The organism is Psychrobacter aquaticus CMS 56 (assembly GCF_000471625.1).
GTDB lineage: Bacteria > Pseudomonadota > Gammaproteobacteria > Pseudomonadales > Moraxellaceae > Psychrobacter > Psychrobacter aquaticus.
In genome coordinates, this window is the sequence record NZ_AUSW01000030.1 from 23,483 (window position 1) to 41,230 (window position 17,748).

The window sequence follows — 17,748 nt, forward strand, 5'->3', positions numbered from 1 at the left end:
TCGTAAATATTCAACTTATTTAACTTTTGATTAATATTTTGATCAAATCAGATTCAGTTAAATTAAAATCGATAAACGAGGTAAGATAGAATATCCATCCTAACCTATTGTAAATACAACAATAAATTATCGTAACAGTAATATTTCATTATTGGAATATTTTTATCGATTCTGTTACACAAAGACTGGTTAGCTTGAGTGCTATCCTGTCTCCCTATTTGATATCCCCAAACCAGTAGAGATCTAAAACAGGAAAATTATGAGTAAAATAGATAAATTAGACGATTTGCATCTTACAATTGCTGAAATCAAGAAAAAAGATTATCCGCAATTAAAAGCACTAATGGATCGTGTCTATGTCAATTTAGGTGGTGCTTGGTCAAAAACGACCATTCATACCTTGATAGATGCTTTCCCTGAAGGTCAGATTGCTATGTTTGACCATGATCAATTGATTGGTATTGTGCTATCCATGCGCGTTGATTATGCCAAGTTTTCAAACCCGCATACCTATGAGGATTTGATTGGTCAAAAAGAAATCATCAGAGACGATCCAGAAGGCGATGCGATCTATGGTCTAGATGCCTTGATTGACCCTGAATATCGTGGTTATCGCTTAGGCCGTAGGCTTTATGATGCCCGTAAAGAGTTGTGCCGCCAACTTAACTTCCGCGCTATTCTGGCAGGTGGGCGCATTCCTAACTATCATAATCATCAAGACCTCACGCCTGGCGACTATATTGACGCGGTGGCGGCTCGTGAGATTCATGATTCCGCGCTGTCTTTCCAATTATCGAACGGCTTTATCGTCAAGCGTATTTTGACCGCTTATCTGCCAGATGATGCACAGTCTAAAGGTTTTGCCACGCTACTTGAATGGGCAAATATTTATTATGAGCCACAAGATTATAAGCCTAATACGCGCAAGTCCGAAGTGCGTATCGGTGGTATTCAATGGCAAATGCGTGAGGTTGAGTCTCCTGAAGAGCTATTACAACAAGTCGAGTTTTTTGTCGATGTCATGGCCGATTACAACTCAGACTTTGCTTGCCTGCCAGAGTTTTTTAACGCGCCATTGATGGGTCTATGTGAGTCAACGGATCAAAACGTTGCTATTCGCTTTTTGGCAGGTTATACCGAATGGTTCAAAAACGAAGTCTCTCATCTGGCGGTCAGCTATAATGTCAACGTTATCGTAGGCTCTATGCCATTGCTAGACGAAGACGACACACTATATAACGTCAGCTATCTGTGTCGCCGCGATGGTACGGTGGAAGAGCAGCGCAAAATTCATATCACGCCGCATGAGCGTAGCGCTTGGGTCATCGAAGGAGGGGACGAGGTTAAAGTATTCGATACGGATGCTGGTCGTATTGGTATCTTGGTCTGTTATGATGTTGAATTCCCTGAACTTGCCCGCTTGCTGGCGCTTGACGATATGGATATTTTGTTCGTGCCTTTTTGGACCGATACCAAAAACGGCTATTTGCGCGTGCGCCACTGTGCTCAAGCGCGAGCCATTGAAAACGAGTGCTATGTGATGATTTGCGGCTCAGTGGGTAACTTACCGCAAGTTGAGAGCTTAGACATTCAGTATGCGCAGTCGTCTATTTTCTCACCATCGGATTTTGCGTTCCCGCATGATGCGATTATGGCAGAAACGACGGCCAACACTGAGATGGTCTTCTTCTCAGATGTGAATTTAGATAAACTCACTCACGTTCGTAACGAAGGCTCGGTACATAATCTGATTGACCGCCGTGATGATTTGTTTAGCTTAAAATGGAAACGCAAAGCCAAAGTACCAGCCAGCAAATTAAGTGATGAAGAACGCCGTGAAAACTCAGGCAGCGTACTAACTGGTGATCCACTGCAAAATCGGGCACAAAAACCTTAATTGCTTATAATGAGTATCCTTTAACACAGTAATTCGGTAATACGGCTGACCACTCAGCCGTTTATTTTTATCTGTAGTTGATCCTAAATAAAAAAAGCACAACCATGACTACGTACTGCTAGGATAATATTTTTTTGCTTGCTGTGCCTCCGCAGACAGATGCTGCAAAAATTTATCCTAGCAGCACTGTATTTTTTATAGTGGATTGGCTATATCAAAAATATTTAGAGTAAAAACGCAGCCATTATGACAACTGATACTGATACTGATACTGATACTGACAAAGTCATTAAAAAGCCTAAAAAAACACCAAAACAAAAAGTGTGGTCTGTCTTTAAAACCATACTATTATATGGTCTGGTGTTTGCCGTGATTTATACCGCGATTAATTGGTGGCGACAACCCGTCATGCCAGCCAACCCGCAATTGCAATTGACAGACTATCAAGGACAAACGGTTGATTTGGCAGCATTGAGTCATGAGCAACCAACGTTGGTATATTTTTGGGGCACTTGGTGTTCAATTTGTAGCATCACCTCACCGACTATAGATAAACTGGCAGCGGCAAATAATTACCCCGTCGTCACTATCGTCATTAAATCAGGATCTGACCAAGCGCTGCAAGGTTACCTGAATGAAAACACTTATGATTTTACGACGATAAACGACCAAGAAGGCCTCATCTTTGCCGATTGGCAAGGACAAGTCACGCCATCGTATGTGATTTTAAAAGATGGCGAGATGACACAAGGTTTGACCGGTATTCAGCCACTTTGGTCATTAAAACTACGGCTATGGTTATCATCGGTTTTTTAGCGTTTGGTCAGCCCTTTTTACCCTATCCTTTTTGTCATATAATAGCTGAGTTATCATCGTATCTTTTTTATTTATTCTTATGCCTGTATTTTATGGCTGATAAACGTATTTTATGTTGCATTCGTCTCGTTAGCATTTATTATTGACGTCACTGCCTTTATAAATAGCGTATACATCGAACATCGACATTTCAGTAATAAGTTCAATATCATCTTAATTTTTGCAACCGACTTTGAACCGATATTTTAATCAAACCACTCTACCTCTAAAAAAGACACCTTCTATGACTGATAAAAGTACTGATACACCAAGCCATGACTATAAAGACACCCTAAACCTTGCCGATACGCCATTTGCGATGCGTGCAAACCTTGCCAAACGTGAGCCTGATTGGTTGGCTGCTTGGGAAGCCGATGATGTGTACGGTAAAATTCGTCAAGCGCGTGCGGGTGCGACCAAATATATTTTGCACGACGGCCCTCCATACGCCAACGGTCAGATTCACTTAGGTCATGCAGTGAATAAAGTCCTAAAAGACATTATCGTTAAGTCAAAAACGCTGTCAGGTTTTGATGCGCCCTATGTACCCGGCTGGGACTGTCATGGTCTCCCTATCGAACAAAAAGTTGAAGCCAAAGTTGGTAAAGTCGGCCAAAAAGTCTCTGCGACTGAGTTTCGTGGACTTTGCCGTGAGTATGCCAGCACACAGATTGAACTGCAAAAGGCAGACTTTAAGCGTCTAGGCGTGTTTGGCGATTGGGACAATCCTTATCTGACCATGAACTTTCACCAAGAAGCCAACATCGTACGCGCCCTTGCCAAAATTTATGACAATGGTCATGTGACTCGCGGCATGAAGCCCGTTAACTGGTGCTTGGACTGTAGCTCTGCTTTGGCGGAAGCTGAGGTCGAATACCAAGATAAAGTATCTGATGCGATTTACGTCAGCTTTGATGTGCTAGACATCGATAAAGTGGCTGCACTGGCTGAGATAAAAGACAACGTTGCCGCTGTTATCTGGACCACGACGCCTTGGACTCTACCTGCTAACCAAGCCATCTCGTTACATCCTGAGCATCACTATAGTGTGGTGGCGACCGAAAAAGGCAACTTACTGTTAGCGACTGACTTGGTTGAAACGGCACTGACTGAACTCAAATTGGATAATAAAGGCATCCTTGCGACCGTATCAGGCCGCGAGCTTGAAGGTCTGCGCGCCCAGCATCCATTGATTGCAGACCGCCAAGTGCCGCTTATCTTAGGCGATCACGTCACCACTGATAGTGGTACTGGTTTGGTACATACTGCGCCTGGTCATGGTCTCGACGATTATATCGTTGGCTTAAAATATGATCTGCCTGTTGAAAATCCAGTGAGTGGTACGGGCGTTTATCTAGAGAGCGCAGCCGTATTTGCGGGTGAGCATATTTATAAGGCCAATCCGAAAATCATCGCGGCCTTACATGAGAATGGTCATTTAATCAGCCACACAAAAATTGAGCACAGCTATCCACATTGCTGGCGTCATAAGTCGCCTATTATCTTCCGTGCCACGCCGCAGTGGTTTATCAGTATGGAGACCAAAGGATTGCGCGAGCGCGCACTCGCTGATATCCCTAAAGTCAATTGGACGCCAGCATGGGGGCAAAACCGTATCGAAGCGATGATGACAGGTCGTCCAGATTGGTGTATCTCACGCCAGCGTACATGGGGCGTGCCAATCACTTTCTTTACGCATAAAGAAACGGGTGAGCTACATCCAAACACCCTTGAGCTGATGGAAACGGCTGCGCAAAAAATTAATGAGGGCGGCGTAGAAGCTTGGTTTGATGCCAGCTGTGAAGACTTCTTAGGAAGTGAAGCGGCTGATTACGACAAAGCGACCGACACGCTAGACGTATGGTTTGACTCAGGTACGACGCACTTTGCCGTACTTGAGCAGCGTGATGAGCTAACCAATCCTGCTGATTTGTATTTGGAAGGCTCAGATCAGCATCGTGGTTGGTTCCAGACATCCTTACTCACGTCTGAAGCCATGTACGGTCGTCCACCGTTTAAACAAGTATTGACGCACGGTTTTGTGGTCGATGAAAACGGTCGTAAGATGAGTAAGTCACTTGGCAATATCATCACCCCGCAAGAAGAGATCAATAAAACGGGCGCAGATATGCTGCGTCTATGGATTGCATCTAGCGATTATCGTTATGAGATGAGCGCTGGTAAAGCATCATTTAAAGGTGCAATAGATCAATATCGCCGCATCCGTAATACCTTGCGTTTCTTACTGGCCAATACTGACGACTTTGATCCAGTAACTGACAGCGTTGATGTTAATGAGTTGGTCAGCCTTGATAAATTTATCATTGAACGTGCGCAAACCGTACAAGGTCATATCATTAGTGCTTATGATGACATGGACTTTCACCAAGTCACCCAGCATGTGACGGCGTTTTGTTCGCAGGACTTGGGCAGCTTCTATTTAGACATTATCAAAGATCGTCAGTACACCACGCAGGCGGATGGACAGCCGCGTCGCTCTGCGCAGACAGCGATCTATCATATCACTCATGCACTTATTCGCTGGATCACACCGATCTTGTCATTCACCGCGCAAGAAGCGTGGGAAGTATTGCATGGTGCTGATAGCTATGTGTTCACTGAAGAATGGTACACATTCCCAACTTTTGAGCTAAGCGCTATTAGCAACGATGACTGGCAGCGTATCATGCTGGCTAAAGACATGGTCAATAAAAACATAGAAACCGCACGCGGTGAAAAAATCATCAATGCAAACCTGTCTGCTGATGTGAGCCTATATGCTGATGGGGCAATGTATGAAAGCCTAGCCAAGCTGAGTGAAGAGCTGCGTTTTGTACTGATTACCAGTAATGCTACGCTAAAGCCGATGAGCGATGCGCCTGCTGATATTACCAAAAAAACAGACGAGCAAACTGGAATCAGTACAGAAGAGCCAGTAGATTTATTAGTGAATGTGAGTGCGGCGACGGGTACCAAATGTGTGCGCTGTTGGCACATCCGTGATGACATTGGTAGCAATAGCGCGCACCCTGAGTTATGTGCTCGCTGCGTCACCAACGTCATTGGTAAGGGTGAGGTGCGTCACTATGCCTAACTCAACGGATCCATCTGACAACAAGCAGTCGCATACCGAGGTCGATCATTCACCTACGCCTGCTCATGCGACTACAGGTAGCTCATCAATCCCTAAAGGTCGGCTGAATAAGACCCCAAAAATTATCGCCAATGGCAGTCGCGCGTTTGTGTGGTATCTGTTGTCACTGGTCGTGATTGTCATTGACCAGTGGACGAAATGGTTGGCTGAAACCAATCTGACTTTCCATGAGCCAGTGCCAGTGATTGAGCCGTTCCTTAATTGGACACTCGCCTACAACTATGGCGCGGCTTTTAGCTTTTTGGCAGATGCAGGCGGTTGGCAAAAATGGTTCTTCTCAGGTTTGGCGCTGGTGATGTCTCTGTTTTTAATCGTGTATTTGCTCAAAGCGCCGCGCCAAGCCAAATTACTCTCTACTGGTCTGGCTTTGGTGCTTGGCGGTGCCATTGGTAATTTAATCGATCGCTTATTACATGGTCATGTGATTGATTTTATCCACGTTCATAATGCCGACGTTTGGCATTACCCGATCTTTAATATCGCTGATATGGGCATCAGTATCGGTGTGGCGTTGATTGTCATTGATATGCTGTTTTTAGAAAAGAAGCGTGAAGTACCACAGTCATAACGTTAGATAATTTTATAAAAAAGAAGGCGGGTTACGTATCAGTAATCCGCCTTCTTTTGTCTATTATTTTTTATTCAATTCTAAATAAAACAGAACCATTATACTCCAACACTGAACTGGTATAATTTTTTCTGGCTTGCTGTAACGTTACTACCAGAGGCTACGAAAAATTCATTCTTTTATACTAAACTCACTATAGCGTATTGCTGTTATGCTTATATCAGCCCTGATAATAAATTGACCAACGTCTCCAACCCACCACCTGCCAATAAAAACAACAACCCTGCCATGTTAATCACGACGGTCAAATAATACGCCACCCGAAACTCAGGTTTTTGTGATTTGTGCCGCAGATACGTCTGTGCGACCATTGCCCCGACCCAGCCGCCAAGCGCGCTAAGCACGTGCAGCGTGGACTCAGGCGTACGCCAATCACCACTTTCGGCAGCCGCTTTGTCTTTGGCATACATCCCATAGGTTATAATTCCTAGCGCGGCATACCAGCCTACCACCAGCCAGCTCAGCTTATGAGTTGCCGCCAATAAAAGTAACACGCCATAAAAGCCAATACCAAGGAACAACCGCTTTTTTTGTCCATCTTCAAAGTCCGCTTGGGCGCTACGCTTGGCATTACGCTGACGAATTTGCTGATTCTTTTGTGCCATTTTTTGCTGCACAAATCCCAGCTCTTGTACCTCTTTTGCCTGCTTGCGGCCTTGGCTGTCTTGCCCAAGCGTAAAAACCACTTGCTCACCAACCTCAGGGCGACGGCGCGCTTTAAACTCGTTGATATGAAAGAAAACCGACTCGCCACTCTGCATTTCGATAAAACCAAAGCCTTTGTCATCTTGCCATTTTTGAACGTGGCCTTGTTGTTTGTTTGCCATATCTACCTACTTTTTTATCATTGGTGACTGTCATGGATAGTATATCTTGTTAACTAATTCATAAAAAAAGCCAAGAGCAAACTCTCAGCTTTTTTGGATCAGATATGAAAGCGTTTTAGACACTTATCATTAAAACAAAGGCATTAACGGCACTTCTTTTGTGCATATAGATTAGTCAAATTGGCACGGCGTTCTTTTGCAGCTTCAATAGCTTCTTCTGTATTAGAGTAAGTACCAATCAATGCCGGCCAGAACAATACTGCGGCGGCTACATTTTTGCCAGTAACTTTACGCTCAGCACGAGCATCTTTTTCAAATTGTTCAGCTTCTTCAATTTCACTAAGAATTTGTGTGCATGACAAATTGACGTCACTTACTTTTTTAGTTTGCACGACATGTGGAGTCGCACAACCTTGTGCCAATAATGCAAATACACCAATTACTAAAATCGTCTTTTTCATAGTTATCTCAAAGTTGTTAAATGAAAGTTAGTAGACAGAAGTCGTTTTATTAACGAATCGAAAACACTTATATACAATATAGAAATATAAGTCAACTTAAATTTACCTTTGACGACCACAATTAAAATTTTGCTGAGCATTTAAATATCATATATCTACGTTTTTACACTGTCCTAATGATATAGCAGTATGTTGCATACTGACTATGCTAGACTATTTATCTGCTATAAAAACAGCTGCTCATAATGATTCATTGACCATAATTTATAAAAGAAACGACAACTATGACCGACTCGCAATTTATCACTCCTAATGAAGACATACGTATCACTTACGGCAGCCTTGTAAAGCTGCATTTTGAGGTATCGCTAGAAAATGGCACAATGATTGACTCTACTTTTAGTCGCGATGCACCAGTGACATTGACGATTGGTGACGAGAGTCTGTTACCGGGCTTTGAGCAGGTACTGATGAATCTGCGCGCAGGTGACACTCGTACCGCCCACCTCGAACCAGAGCAAGCCTTTGGCGAATGGAATCCTGATAATGTCCAACACTTTAGCCGCACCCAGTTTGCGCTTATCGCTGACAATCCTGAAATAGGCATAATGGTTGAGTTTGAAGACAAAGGCAAAAACACTTTGCCTGGAACTATTAGCGCAATCGATGACGACGAAATTGAGGTAGATTTTAACCATCCGCTTGCTGGACAATCCGTACTATTTAAAGTGAAAGTTTTTAAAGTGACCCCGCCTGGCGTTACTGGTATACAGTTAATGTAAACGCCCAATCGTAATAAAAGTAATTTTAAATAAAAACAAAGTCAAAAAGGACACTCGCATGCAATATGAAATACTGCCACAACTCAATGAAAAGGTTTCTAAAATTTGCCTTGGGACGATGACATGGGGACAGCAAAATACAGAATCTCAAGCACATGAGCAAATGGACATGGCACTCAGTGAAGGCGTGAACTTTTGGGATACCGCTGAGATGTATCCGTCGCCACCAGATAAAGACAAGCAAGGCGCTACCGAACGCTTCATGGGCACATGGTTTCATAAAACCAAACAGCGTGACAAAGTTATTCTTGCCAGCAAAATTTCACCGATGGATTTTTTACGGGATGGTCAGACACGGTTTAACGCTGAACATATCAGCGGTGCGATTGATGGCAATCTAGAGCGTTTACAGACCGATTATATTGATATTTACCAGCTACATTGGCCTGAACGTCAGACTAACTTTTTCGGTCAGCGCGGTTATACTGAAACGATGGCAGCACAGTCGCTGGACGATTTAACGCCCTTTTTAGAAACTATTCAAGCGTTAAATGATGAGATAAAAAAAGGCCGTATTCGTGCCTATGGCTTGTCAAATGATACCGCTTGGGGTCTGATGCGCTACCTTTGGGAGGCGGACAAAAATGGCTTAATCGCACCTCTTACCGTCCAAAATCCTTATAGCTTACTGAACCGTCTATACGAAGTGGGCATGGCAGAGATGGCACATCGTGAAAACGTTGGCCTGCTCGCTTATTCACCGCTTGGATTTGGTGTATTATCTGGCAAATATCTCGATGGCAAACGTCCTACTGGCGCGCGTCTCACGATGTATGATCGCTTCGCCCGTTATACCAATGAGCAAGCTGTATCAGCCACCGAACAATACGCCAAAATCGCAGCTGATGCAGGTTTGGACATGGCGCAGATGGCATTGGCCTTTGTCAATACGCGTCCGTTTGTCACCAGTAACATCATTGGCGCGACGACGACTGAGCAGCTTAAATCCAATATCGATAGCATCAACGTACAACTAACTGCAGATGTATTAGAGGCGATTGAAGCAGTACATACACAGTATCCCAATCCGTCACCTTAGGTTGATATATATAGTCGATACCAAATAAAATGGATACACGATATTATGACGCGAGACTGGCACAAATTTTTCTTGCTTGCTGTGCCTACGCCGATAGAGGCTACAAAAAATTTATCCCAGTCTCGCCGACTCTTTTTTGTACCAGCATGACTCATAAAAGTTATGCTAGTAGAATACAATTGACATATGCACCATCTTTATGCTGATTGAATATAGTAAAAACAAAAAGGCGCAAATCGCTAGCATTATCATTGCGATTTGCGCCTTTTTTTATGTCTATTTACATTTTAATTTACATAAAACTTTATGCTTTTGGAGTTGTTGTTAACACTCGTGCATGCAGTTCGGCCAGACCTTCTTGCATACGGGCTTGTAATAAATTGGTCAGCGCACTTTTATTCAAACCTTTGGGATCTATCGGCTCAAGTGGTAATACATAGGCGGTGACATCTTTACTATCGAGCACTTTTTTTAGGCTCTCTTTCATCGTAAGCTTGCCGTAATATGGCAACGCTTCACTTAGCGTGCCGTCTTTATTGACATAAGCAATAACCAGCGGGCGAACAGGTACATCAGCATCTATGGCTGCTTGTAACAGTGTGCCATGAATACGCTTGATTTTTTTGCCGTCGGTCGTAGTGGCCTCTGGAAAAAATATCACCGAAAACCCTTCGGTTAAAAAGCTGGCAATTTGTGTTGCAACCGAGCCTGCATCGCCGGAGCCACGTTCAATAAAGACCGTGCCTGCGGCCTGAGCCAATTTACCAAATATCGGCCACTCCCCAATTTCCGCTTTAGATAAGAAAAAAGCAGGGCTGAGCGTACCGACCACAGGAATATCCATCCATGACACATGGTTAGATACCCATAGACCATGATGCTGCTGTACTGGCTCAATGGCGACGACTTTTACGCCGAAAGAGCCTGCCATTTTGCGACAAAAGGTTTGGATATAGCGAGGCAAGGTTTCGCGCGGCGGCTGTCTAAATGCGCCAATACGTTGGGCAGCGCGCATGCCACCAGCGATCGTCGTGGTCATGCCAGCAATTTGTCTGCCGCGACCCAATTGCCGTTTGAGTGAAAAGCCTGACTTAGATTGGCTCATCTGTGTCCCTCGTGGTTAAAAAACGTATGATTATATATCGTAAACAAGCGCTGTGAGTATAACAAAATTCATCGAGTCAGTGACGATTTGTGCACTGGATTATAAATCGCTTTTATTAATGTTCGAGTCTATTAGGGCCATTTTTTTAACGACAAAACATTTCATCATTAACGTTGTAACATAAAATCATCAATAATCATGCTAATACGCTTTAATATCAAGTGATAAGACCACATATAAATGGTTATCTGAACGTTGCGTTAGCACTGAACTTAATGAGATTAAATATTTATTTAATAGCACTCTACCTTTAAGTACTGGCCTCGTAGCGATTTATTTACTTTATTGAATAGGTGATACTCTTTGGATTATTTTGAAAGACATGAAGGTGGCGAACGCGCCATTATAGTACATTTAGACATCCGCCATATTCAAGATCCTGATGATCTTGGTGAGTTTGAACTGCTGGCCGATTCAGCAGGGGCTGATCGTTTGGCGCTGGTTACTGGCTCACGCCAAAGACCGGATGCCAAATACTTCGTTGGTAGCGGTAAAGCAGAAGAAATTGCAGAATTGGTACGCGAACATGATGCGGATATTGTCCTGTTTAACCACAGCTTATCGCCTTCGCAAGAGCGTAATATTGAAGCATTAGTGAAATGCCGTGTACTTGACCGCACGGGTTTGATTTTGGATATTTTTGCTCAGCGTGCGCGTACCTACGAAGGTAAGTTGCAAGTAGAATTGGCACAGCTGAATCATTTATCGACGCGTTTGGTACGTGGTTGGACGCATTTGGAACGTCAAAAAGGTGGTATTGGTCTACGTGGGCCTGGTGAAACCCAGCTTGAGACGGATCGTCGCTTGCTACAAGTGCGAGTCATGCAGCTCAAAAGTAGAATCGAGAAAGTCAGACAAACACGTGCGCAAGGTCGAGCTCGCCGTCAAAAATCAGATGTACCGACTATTTCACTTGTGGGTTATACCAATGCTGGTAAGTCTACCTTGTTTAATCGTTTGGTCGATGAAAACATTTATGCGGCCGACAAACTGTTTGCGACGCTAGACCCAACGTTACGCCGTTTAGACTGGCAAGGTGTGGGACGTGTGGTATTGGTCGATACGGTCGGTTTTGTCCGTCATCTACCACATGAATTGGTTGAATCTTTTCACGCAACACTTGAGGAGACACTAGAAGCCGATTTACTATTACACGTTATTGACTCATCGAGTGAAGACATGCATGAGCAAATTCAAGCGGTGAAAGATGTCTTAGCCGAAATTGACAATGACGTTCCAGTGCTCAATGTTTATAATAAGATTGATTTGACCGATGAGCCTGCACGTATCGGTTATGCCAGCGAAGGTCAACCCAATCGTGTCTATGTTTCTTCTAGAGAAAACTTAGGCATGGAAGAATTGTCATTGGCTGTGCAGCAGTTACTGACTGGTACACTGACTACCTTTAATTTGACACTACCTTATAACGCAGGACAGTTAAAAAATGCTTTGTATGAGCTCGGCGTTATTCAAGAAGAAAGCTATGACGACAATGGTCATGAATGCTTAACCATTCGGTTGCCAAGCGACCGATTAAGACAACTGCTCGGCCAAGCGGACTTAAAGCCTGTAGATGTCTTGCCATTAGCACAAGCCACGCTACTGATGCCAGTACTTGAAGAATTCGAGCAGCCTGATCACGATGAAGAGCAAACGCTGACTGAAGCAGAAGAAAAAGCGTTTGATGAATTTGATGCGTTAAATGCAGTATCAACCGATTCAGAGCCGTCAGCCGCGAAAGAATCCCACGTTTCTGATTCACAGATTTAAATAGGCAGCTACTTAAAGTAGCCTTATAAGTCATCAATAGACGGTATCAATCGATATCGTCTTTTTTTGTATGGTATATTTTATTAGTCTGTTTGCGCTCTATATAATCGCTTATGGTATGTTCCATAAATATTAATTTATAGGACATCATTAGCAGCCTATGATTGCTTATCATGTAGCTGCCCTATCTCCCTGACTTGGCCAAAACTTCTTATGAAATCTACTCATTCCACCCATTTACCTCTGTGGCTGGCGTTAATCCTAACTTTAGCCATGGTCATCTTTGTCCGTGAGTCTGCCGTTATCATCTGTCAATGGGCAGGTATCGAAAAAGCGGCCAACATCGTAGGGCTGGTCGCCATGTTTGTGATTTTGATGATATGGCGATTGCTCAAAGGTCTGCCTAACTGGCTCACTCAAGCCAGTAATACACTGTTGGTCGATAGCGGTTTTGCTTTTTTACCTGTCTCTGCTGGTGCAGGTCTATTGCTGTTCGCCTTGGGCGATGAGCTATGGGGTGTGATGGTAACGATAATTGTCAGCACACTCATACCACTTTGGGGGCTGGCCATACTTGCCCATCGCTGGCTAAATCATGATACTGGTACTGACAGCACCGTCATTCATGAGCAAAAGATGAATAGTATGAATGAGGATCGCTCATGAGTTTTGATAGTGTATTTACAGCAACCCTTGCGGCGATATTATTAACCTTAGCAGCACATGTGATTGCTCGAGTACTGGCACGCAAGCTCTCATGGTTGCCAATGGTCATTACAGCGCTAGGGTTGGTTCTGGTGTTTTTGTTCATTTTGCAATGGGATTATAATCATTATTATAGTGTTGCCAAACCTGTATTTGATCATCTACTAGGATACGTCACGGTACTATTGGCCGTACCACTGGCAGCGATGAATTTCAAAGGGTTACCTATCAAAAAACTCACTTTAATCGTCGTCATTGCCAGTATGGTGGGAGCATTATTACCGATGTCATTGGCTTATTTATTGTCATTAAGTCATGACACTATATTGGCCTTTGCTACGCGCTCAGTGACGACGCCCATTGGCCTGAGTGTCGCAGATTTGATTAAAGCGCCCTTGGCGATGGCAAACTTGATTATTATTGTTTCAGGGCTTTTGGGTGGTACGTTAGCGCGCTTTTTGTTTCGCGGTATTGATGACGACCGCGCCAAAGGCTTGGCACTTGGTTTGGCGGCTCATGCCTTTGGTACAGTAGAAGCGTGGCAAATCAGTCACACTGCAGGACGTTATGCTGCGTTTGGACTGGCCGTGAATGGCCTCGTCACTGCGGTTTGGGTACCTGTCTTTATCAGTGCGCTTAGTGGTTAGACGAGTTAACGTCGTTGCGTTAGCCTTGTCTTTTTTTCTAAACTGCTTTTATACTTAATCCTAAATAAAATGGATACACAGCATTATGATGCGTGACTGCTACAAATTTTTCTTGCTTGCTGTGCCGTTGCTGCCAGAGGCTACGAAACTTCTCATTTAAAGATAAGCATCCCAGTCCCGCTGACTTTTTTATATTGACCTAACTATATCTATTCCCCACCCCTGAAAATAATAGCCTATTGATTTATTTACAGTTATGTAAGAAATGACGTTCATATTTGGATAATATTTTGACAATCAAATGCGCTAAAAAGTTATTATATGTTATAGTAAGCAACTATTATTTTTTGTATCTATTGCAAGTGGTTTTTAGTTAGATGTGGTTTTTGCTGAGTTGTTGTCACACTAGTGGCAGTAAAATCCTGCAAGCCCGATAACCGCTTAAACGCGCAAAAAGACGCGCCTATAGGCAAAGCAATTTGCTATTACTCGATAAAAAGTGATGACCCCATGATGAATGTTGCAACCTTAGTTACTCGCTGCATATCTTCCACTTTCCTCACCGCCATCGTCCTATCTAGCTTGCCTACTATTGCCGCTCAAGCAGGCAACATGTATATCTATAAAGATAAAGGCGGGCAAGTTCTTTTGACCAACGTCAATCCAAGTGGCAATTTTGATAAATTTACTAAAAAAGTAAAAGTCACTTATTATAAAAACTCTAATACGTATGACGATAGTAGTAGCAGCAGTAATAATTACGGTAGTAGCGCTGCCAGCAATAGTGGCAGCCGTAACGCTTATGACAGCTATATTCGTGCCTCGGCTCAGCGACATGGCGTGGATCCTGCACTCATGAAGGCGATGATGCATACTGAGTCAGCATTTAATCCCAATGCACGCTCACCAGTCGGCGCACAAGGCCTTATGCAGTTGATGCCAGCAACAGCTCGTCGCTTTAAAGTAAGCAATCCTTGGAATCCTGCGGACAATATCGAAGGCTCAGCCAAATATATCGCTTGGCTGATGCGCCGCTTCAACAATAACGTTGAATATGCCATTGCAGGCTATAATGCAGGCGAAGGTAATGTCGACAAATATGGCGGCATCCCACCTTTTAAAGAAACACGCAATTATGTCCAAAAGGTGATGAGTCGCTATCATAGCTTATACAAGAATGACACAGGGCTTTCTAGTGCCAGCATGAGTGCCAACAATCAACCGGCAAGAGTTAATAATAGTGGTGGTTTACAAAATGTCAGTTACGGCACTAGCAGTAATAGCGCCAGCTATACTAACTCAGCCTATGCAGCACTACGCTAAAAAATAAGACACTCATTCAAGCAGTAAGACCCAGACACAAAAAAGCCCGCTAATTTATTAGCGGGCTTTTGCATACTTGACGGTTTCATCTTTTATATTGCACTATTATTAATGAAACCAAACGATGAACATTGAAAACTTAGTCAATACTCATCGCCGTTCCTAGTATTTTCTAAAACTTACTTATTGGCCGCTTGCGTGGCAGCAACTTCAGCAGCGAAATCTTCTTTCTTTTTCTCGATGCCTTCACCAACTTCTAAACGTTTAAAACCAAGAACTTTTACGCCTTCAGATTTTAGTACATCACCAACTTTTTTCTCGTTGTCCATGACGTATGGCTGACGTAGTAAAGTAACTTCGTCTAGGTACTTACGTAGGCCGCCTTCGATCATTTTTTCAACGATATTGTCAGGCTTGCCAGACTCACGAGCTTTCGCTTCAATGATGTCTTTTTCGCGTGCTAATACATCAGCAGCCACGTCTTCATCATCGACAGCAACAGGGTTAAACGCAGCGATATGCATAGCTAGGTTTTTGCCAGTGTCTGCGTTGCCGCCTTCATAAGAAACCACTACACCGATACGTAGACCATGACGGTATGATGCGATATTGGTGCCTTCTAGGGTTTCAACACGGCGGATTTGAATATTTTCACCGATTTTTTGTACAAGAGATACACGCGCTTCTTCAACAGTTTGACCATCGCCATAAGGCAATTCAGAAATAGCAGCCACGTCAGTTACGTTATGCTCTAATGCAATATTGGCTACTTTTTCTGCAAAAGCAGTGAAGCTGTCATCTTTTGCAACGAAGTCAGTTTGGCAGTTAACTTCTAACAAAAAGGCTTTGTTGTCGCCTTGAGCAATTATGATAGCACCGTCAGCTGCAATGTTACCCGCTTTTTTAGCGGCTTTTGCTTGACCAGACTTACGCAAGTTATCAATGGCAACTTCAACATCACCGTTTGATTCTTCTAACGCTTTTTTACATTCCATCATGCCAAGACCTGTACGGTCGCGCAATTCTTTTACCATTTTGGCAGATACTTTTACTTCTGTCATAAGAGTTACCTTAGTATTGTTATGTATGGGAGTGCTTAACGTCTATTCGCTACGTTTTTACTATTTATATGTATGATGTCACTTTTATAATAAAAGTGCTCATTATCGATCATTGTAAAAAATATTATGTGACCAATACTCACTTATTTACGAGCTATTAATCAACAATAAGGCATGACGAGTAAAACTACATCATGCCTATTATGAGCCTATACGCTGTTAATAACGTTATATGAATATCGATAGACAAACTATCAATGCATCCCTACAACGTTAAACCTTTTGGGTCAGCTACTTATTCTGCTGGAGTCGCAGCTTCTTCTGTTTGAGCTTCAGCTGGTGCTTCTTCAGTAGTAGCAGGCTCTTGCTCAGCTTTGCCGCCAGCTTGAGTCTGAGCATATTCTTTACCAGCGATAATCGCATCAGCCATAGAAGTTACATACAAAGACACAGCGCGGATAGCATCATCATTAGCTGGGATGATGTAATCAACATTGTCTGGGCTAGAGTTTGTATCAACGATACCGATAACTGGGATACCTAGGTTTTTAGCTTCTTTGATAGCAATCGCTTCGTGATCGACGTCTACAACAAAGATTGCGTCAGGTAGGCCGCCCATGTCTTTAATACCGCCCAATGAACGCTCAAGCTTTTCCATATCACGAGTACGCTCTAGCGCTTCACGCTTGGTTAGCTTAGCGAAAGTACCGTCTTCTGCTTGCTTCTCAAGCTCTTTTAGACGGTTGATTGACTGACGTAGGGTTTTCCAGTTAGTCAACATACCACCTAACCAGCGATGGTCTACGTATGGCATGCCAGCACGAGCAGCTTGCTCACGGATGATACCGCTTGCCGCGCGTTTAGTACCAACAAACAATACTTTGTTCTTCTTAGCAGCTAGACCGTTTGCGAAAGTCAACGCTTCGTTAAAGGCTTTTACTGTATGCTCTAGGTTGATGATGTGAATCTTGTTACGGGCACCAAAGATATACGGACCCATTTTTGGATTCCAAAAACGTGTTTGGTGACCAAAGTGAGCGCCTGCTTGTAGTAAGTCGCGCATTTCAATTTTGGTTGGATTCTTTGTAGCCATGTGAAAATATCCTATTGGTTGGGTTATGCCTCCACATCACAAAAACTGCCTATCTAGCGACACGCATCTGCTAACGGTTAATGTCTTTTGAAACTGCATTAACGCCTTTGCAAATTAATCAAGTCACCAAACACCCAGCAATTTTTTGCCATGATGTGTGTGTCATTGGTTGGTTAAAAAAGAAGCTATTGTCAGATTTAAGCACAATGCTCAAACCGAAACGATAAAGTGAATCATAAATATAGCTGCGCTGTATTTTACCATACAATCGATTAGAACCT

Annotated in this window: 15 protein-coding genes; 10 read left to right on the plus strand and 5 right to left on the minus strand. The window is 43.3% G+C overall.

Annotation, left to right across the window (positions count from 1 at the left end):
• The first annotated feature begins 259 nt into the window (after positions 1-259).
• The 4 genes from M917_RS07835 (at position 260) to lspA (ending at position 6,474) form a co-directional block, all read left to right on the plus strand.
• Positions 260-1,897, plus strand: coding sequence for a carbon-nitrogen hydrolase family protein (locus tag M917_RS07835; RefSeq protein ID WP_021814264.1), 1,638 nt, complete (start codon positions 260-262; stop codon positions 1,895-1,897).
• A 246-nt stretch (positions 1,898-2,143) separates the two neighbouring features.
• The gene (locus M917_RS07840; RefSeq protein ID WP_021814265.1) at positions 2,144-2,713 is read left to right on the plus strand and encodes a protein disulfide oxidoreductase; all 570 of its coding nucleotides are present in this window, start codon (positions 2,144-2,146) and stop codon (positions 2,711-2,713) included.
• 283 nt (positions 2,714-2,996) lie between these two features.
• Complete coding sequence (ileS, locus tag M917_RS07845) at positions 2,997-5,846, plus strand: isoleucine--tRNA ligase (RefSeq protein WP_021814266.1); 2,850 nt, start codon at positions 2,997-2,999, stop codon at positions 5,844-5,846.
• Positions 5,839-6,474 (plus strand): signal peptidase II, encoded by a 636-nt coding sequence (lspA, locus tag M917_RS07850; RefSeq protein WP_021814267.1) that lies wholly within the window; start codon positions 5,839-5,841, stop codon positions 6,472-6,474. The genes ileS and lspA overlap by 8 nt, the downstream gene beginning before the upstream one ends.
• Before the next feature lie 215 nt (positions 6,475-6,689).
• On the opposite strand, the gene M917_RS07855 is transcribed toward lspA, so the two are convergent.
• The gene (locus M917_RS07855; RefSeq protein WP_021814268.1) at positions 6,690-7,361 is read right to left on the minus strand and encodes a DUF1294 domain-containing protein; all 672 of its coding nucleotides are present in this window, start codon (positions 7,359-7,361) and stop codon (positions 6,690-6,692) included.
• 143 nt (positions 7,362-7,504) lie between these two features.
• Positions 7,505-7,822, minus strand: coding sequence for a hypothetical protein (locus tag M917_RS07860; RefSeq protein WP_021814269.1), 318 nt, complete (start codon positions 7,820-7,822; stop codon positions 7,505-7,507).
• Between the two features lie 284 nt (positions 7,823-8,106).
• Here M917_RS07860 and M917_RS07865 point away from each other — a divergent pair, with 284 nt between their 5' ends.
• Together M917_RS07865 and M917_RS07870 are read left to right on the plus strand one after the other, a co-directional pair.
• Complete coding sequence (locus tag M917_RS07865) at positions 8,107-8,604, plus strand: FKBP-type peptidyl-prolyl cis-trans isomerase (RefSeq protein ID WP_021814270.1); 498 nt, start codon at positions 8,107-8,109, stop codon at positions 8,602-8,604.
• Between the two features lie 58 nt (positions 8,605-8,662).
• Positions 8,663-9,703 (plus strand): aldo/keto reductase, encoded by a 1,041-nt coding sequence (locus tag M917_RS07870; protein WP_021814271.1) that lies wholly within the window; start codon positions 8,663-8,665, stop codon positions 9,701-9,703.
• Between the two features lie 304 nt (positions 9,704-10,007).
• On the opposite strand, the gene M917_RS07875 is transcribed toward M917_RS07870, so the two are convergent.
• The gene (locus M917_RS07875) at positions 10,008-10,808 is read right to left on the minus strand and encodes a lysophospholipid acyltransferase family protein (RefSeq protein WP_021814273.1); all 801 of its coding nucleotides are present in this window, start codon (positions 10,806-10,808) and stop codon (positions 10,008-10,010) included.
• Positions 10,809-11,171: 363 nt separating this feature from the next.
• Here M917_RS07875 and hflX point away from each other — a divergent pair, with 363 nt between their 5' ends.
• The 4 genes from hflX (at position 11,172) to M917_RS07895 (ending at position 15,313) form a co-directional block, all read left to right on the plus strand.
• Positions 11,172-12,638 carry a ribosome rescue GTPase HflX gene (gene hflX, locus M917_RS07880; protein ID WP_021814274.1) on the plus strand — a complete coding sequence of 489 codons (1,467 nt, stop codon included), beginning with the start codon at positions 11,172-11,174 and terminating at the stop codon, positions 12,636-12,638.
• Positions 12,639-12,851: 213 nt separating this feature from the next.
• Positions 12,852-13,304 (plus strand): CidA/LrgA family protein, encoded by a 453-nt coding sequence (locus M917_RS07885; protein WP_021814275.1) that lies wholly within the window; start codon positions 12,852-12,854, stop codon positions 13,302-13,304.
• Complete coding sequence (locus M917_RS07890) at positions 13,301-13,990, plus strand: LrgB family protein (protein WP_021814276.1); 690 nt, start codon at positions 13,301-13,303, stop codon at positions 13,988-13,990. Before M917_RS07885 ends, M917_RS07890 begins: the two co-directional genes overlap by 4 nt.
• 510 nt (positions 13,991-14,500) lie before the next feature.
• Positions 14,501-15,313 carry a lytic transglycosylase domain-containing protein gene (locus M917_RS07895; protein ID WP_040642352.1) on the plus strand — a complete coding sequence of 271 codons (813 nt, stop codon included), beginning with the start codon at positions 14,501-14,503 and terminating at the stop codon, positions 15,311-15,313.
• 179 nt (positions 15,314-15,492) lie between these two features.
• On the opposite strand, the gene tsf is transcribed toward M917_RS07895, so the two are convergent.
• Positions 15,493-16,374 carry a translation elongation factor Ts gene (gene tsf / locus M917_RS07900; RefSeq protein ID WP_021814278.1) on the minus strand — a complete coding sequence of 294 codons (882 nt, stop codon included), beginning with the start codon at positions 16,372-16,374 and terminating at the stop codon, positions 15,493-15,495.
• A 295-nt stretch (positions 16,375-16,669) separates the two neighbouring features.
• Positions 16,670-17,467: a 30S ribosomal protein S2 gene (gene rpsB, locus M917_RS07905; protein ID WP_021814279.1), complete on the minus strand. Its 798-nt coding sequence runs from the start codon at positions 17,465-17,467 to the stop codon at positions 16,670-16,672.
• Positions 17,468-17,748 lie beyond the last annotated feature (281 nt).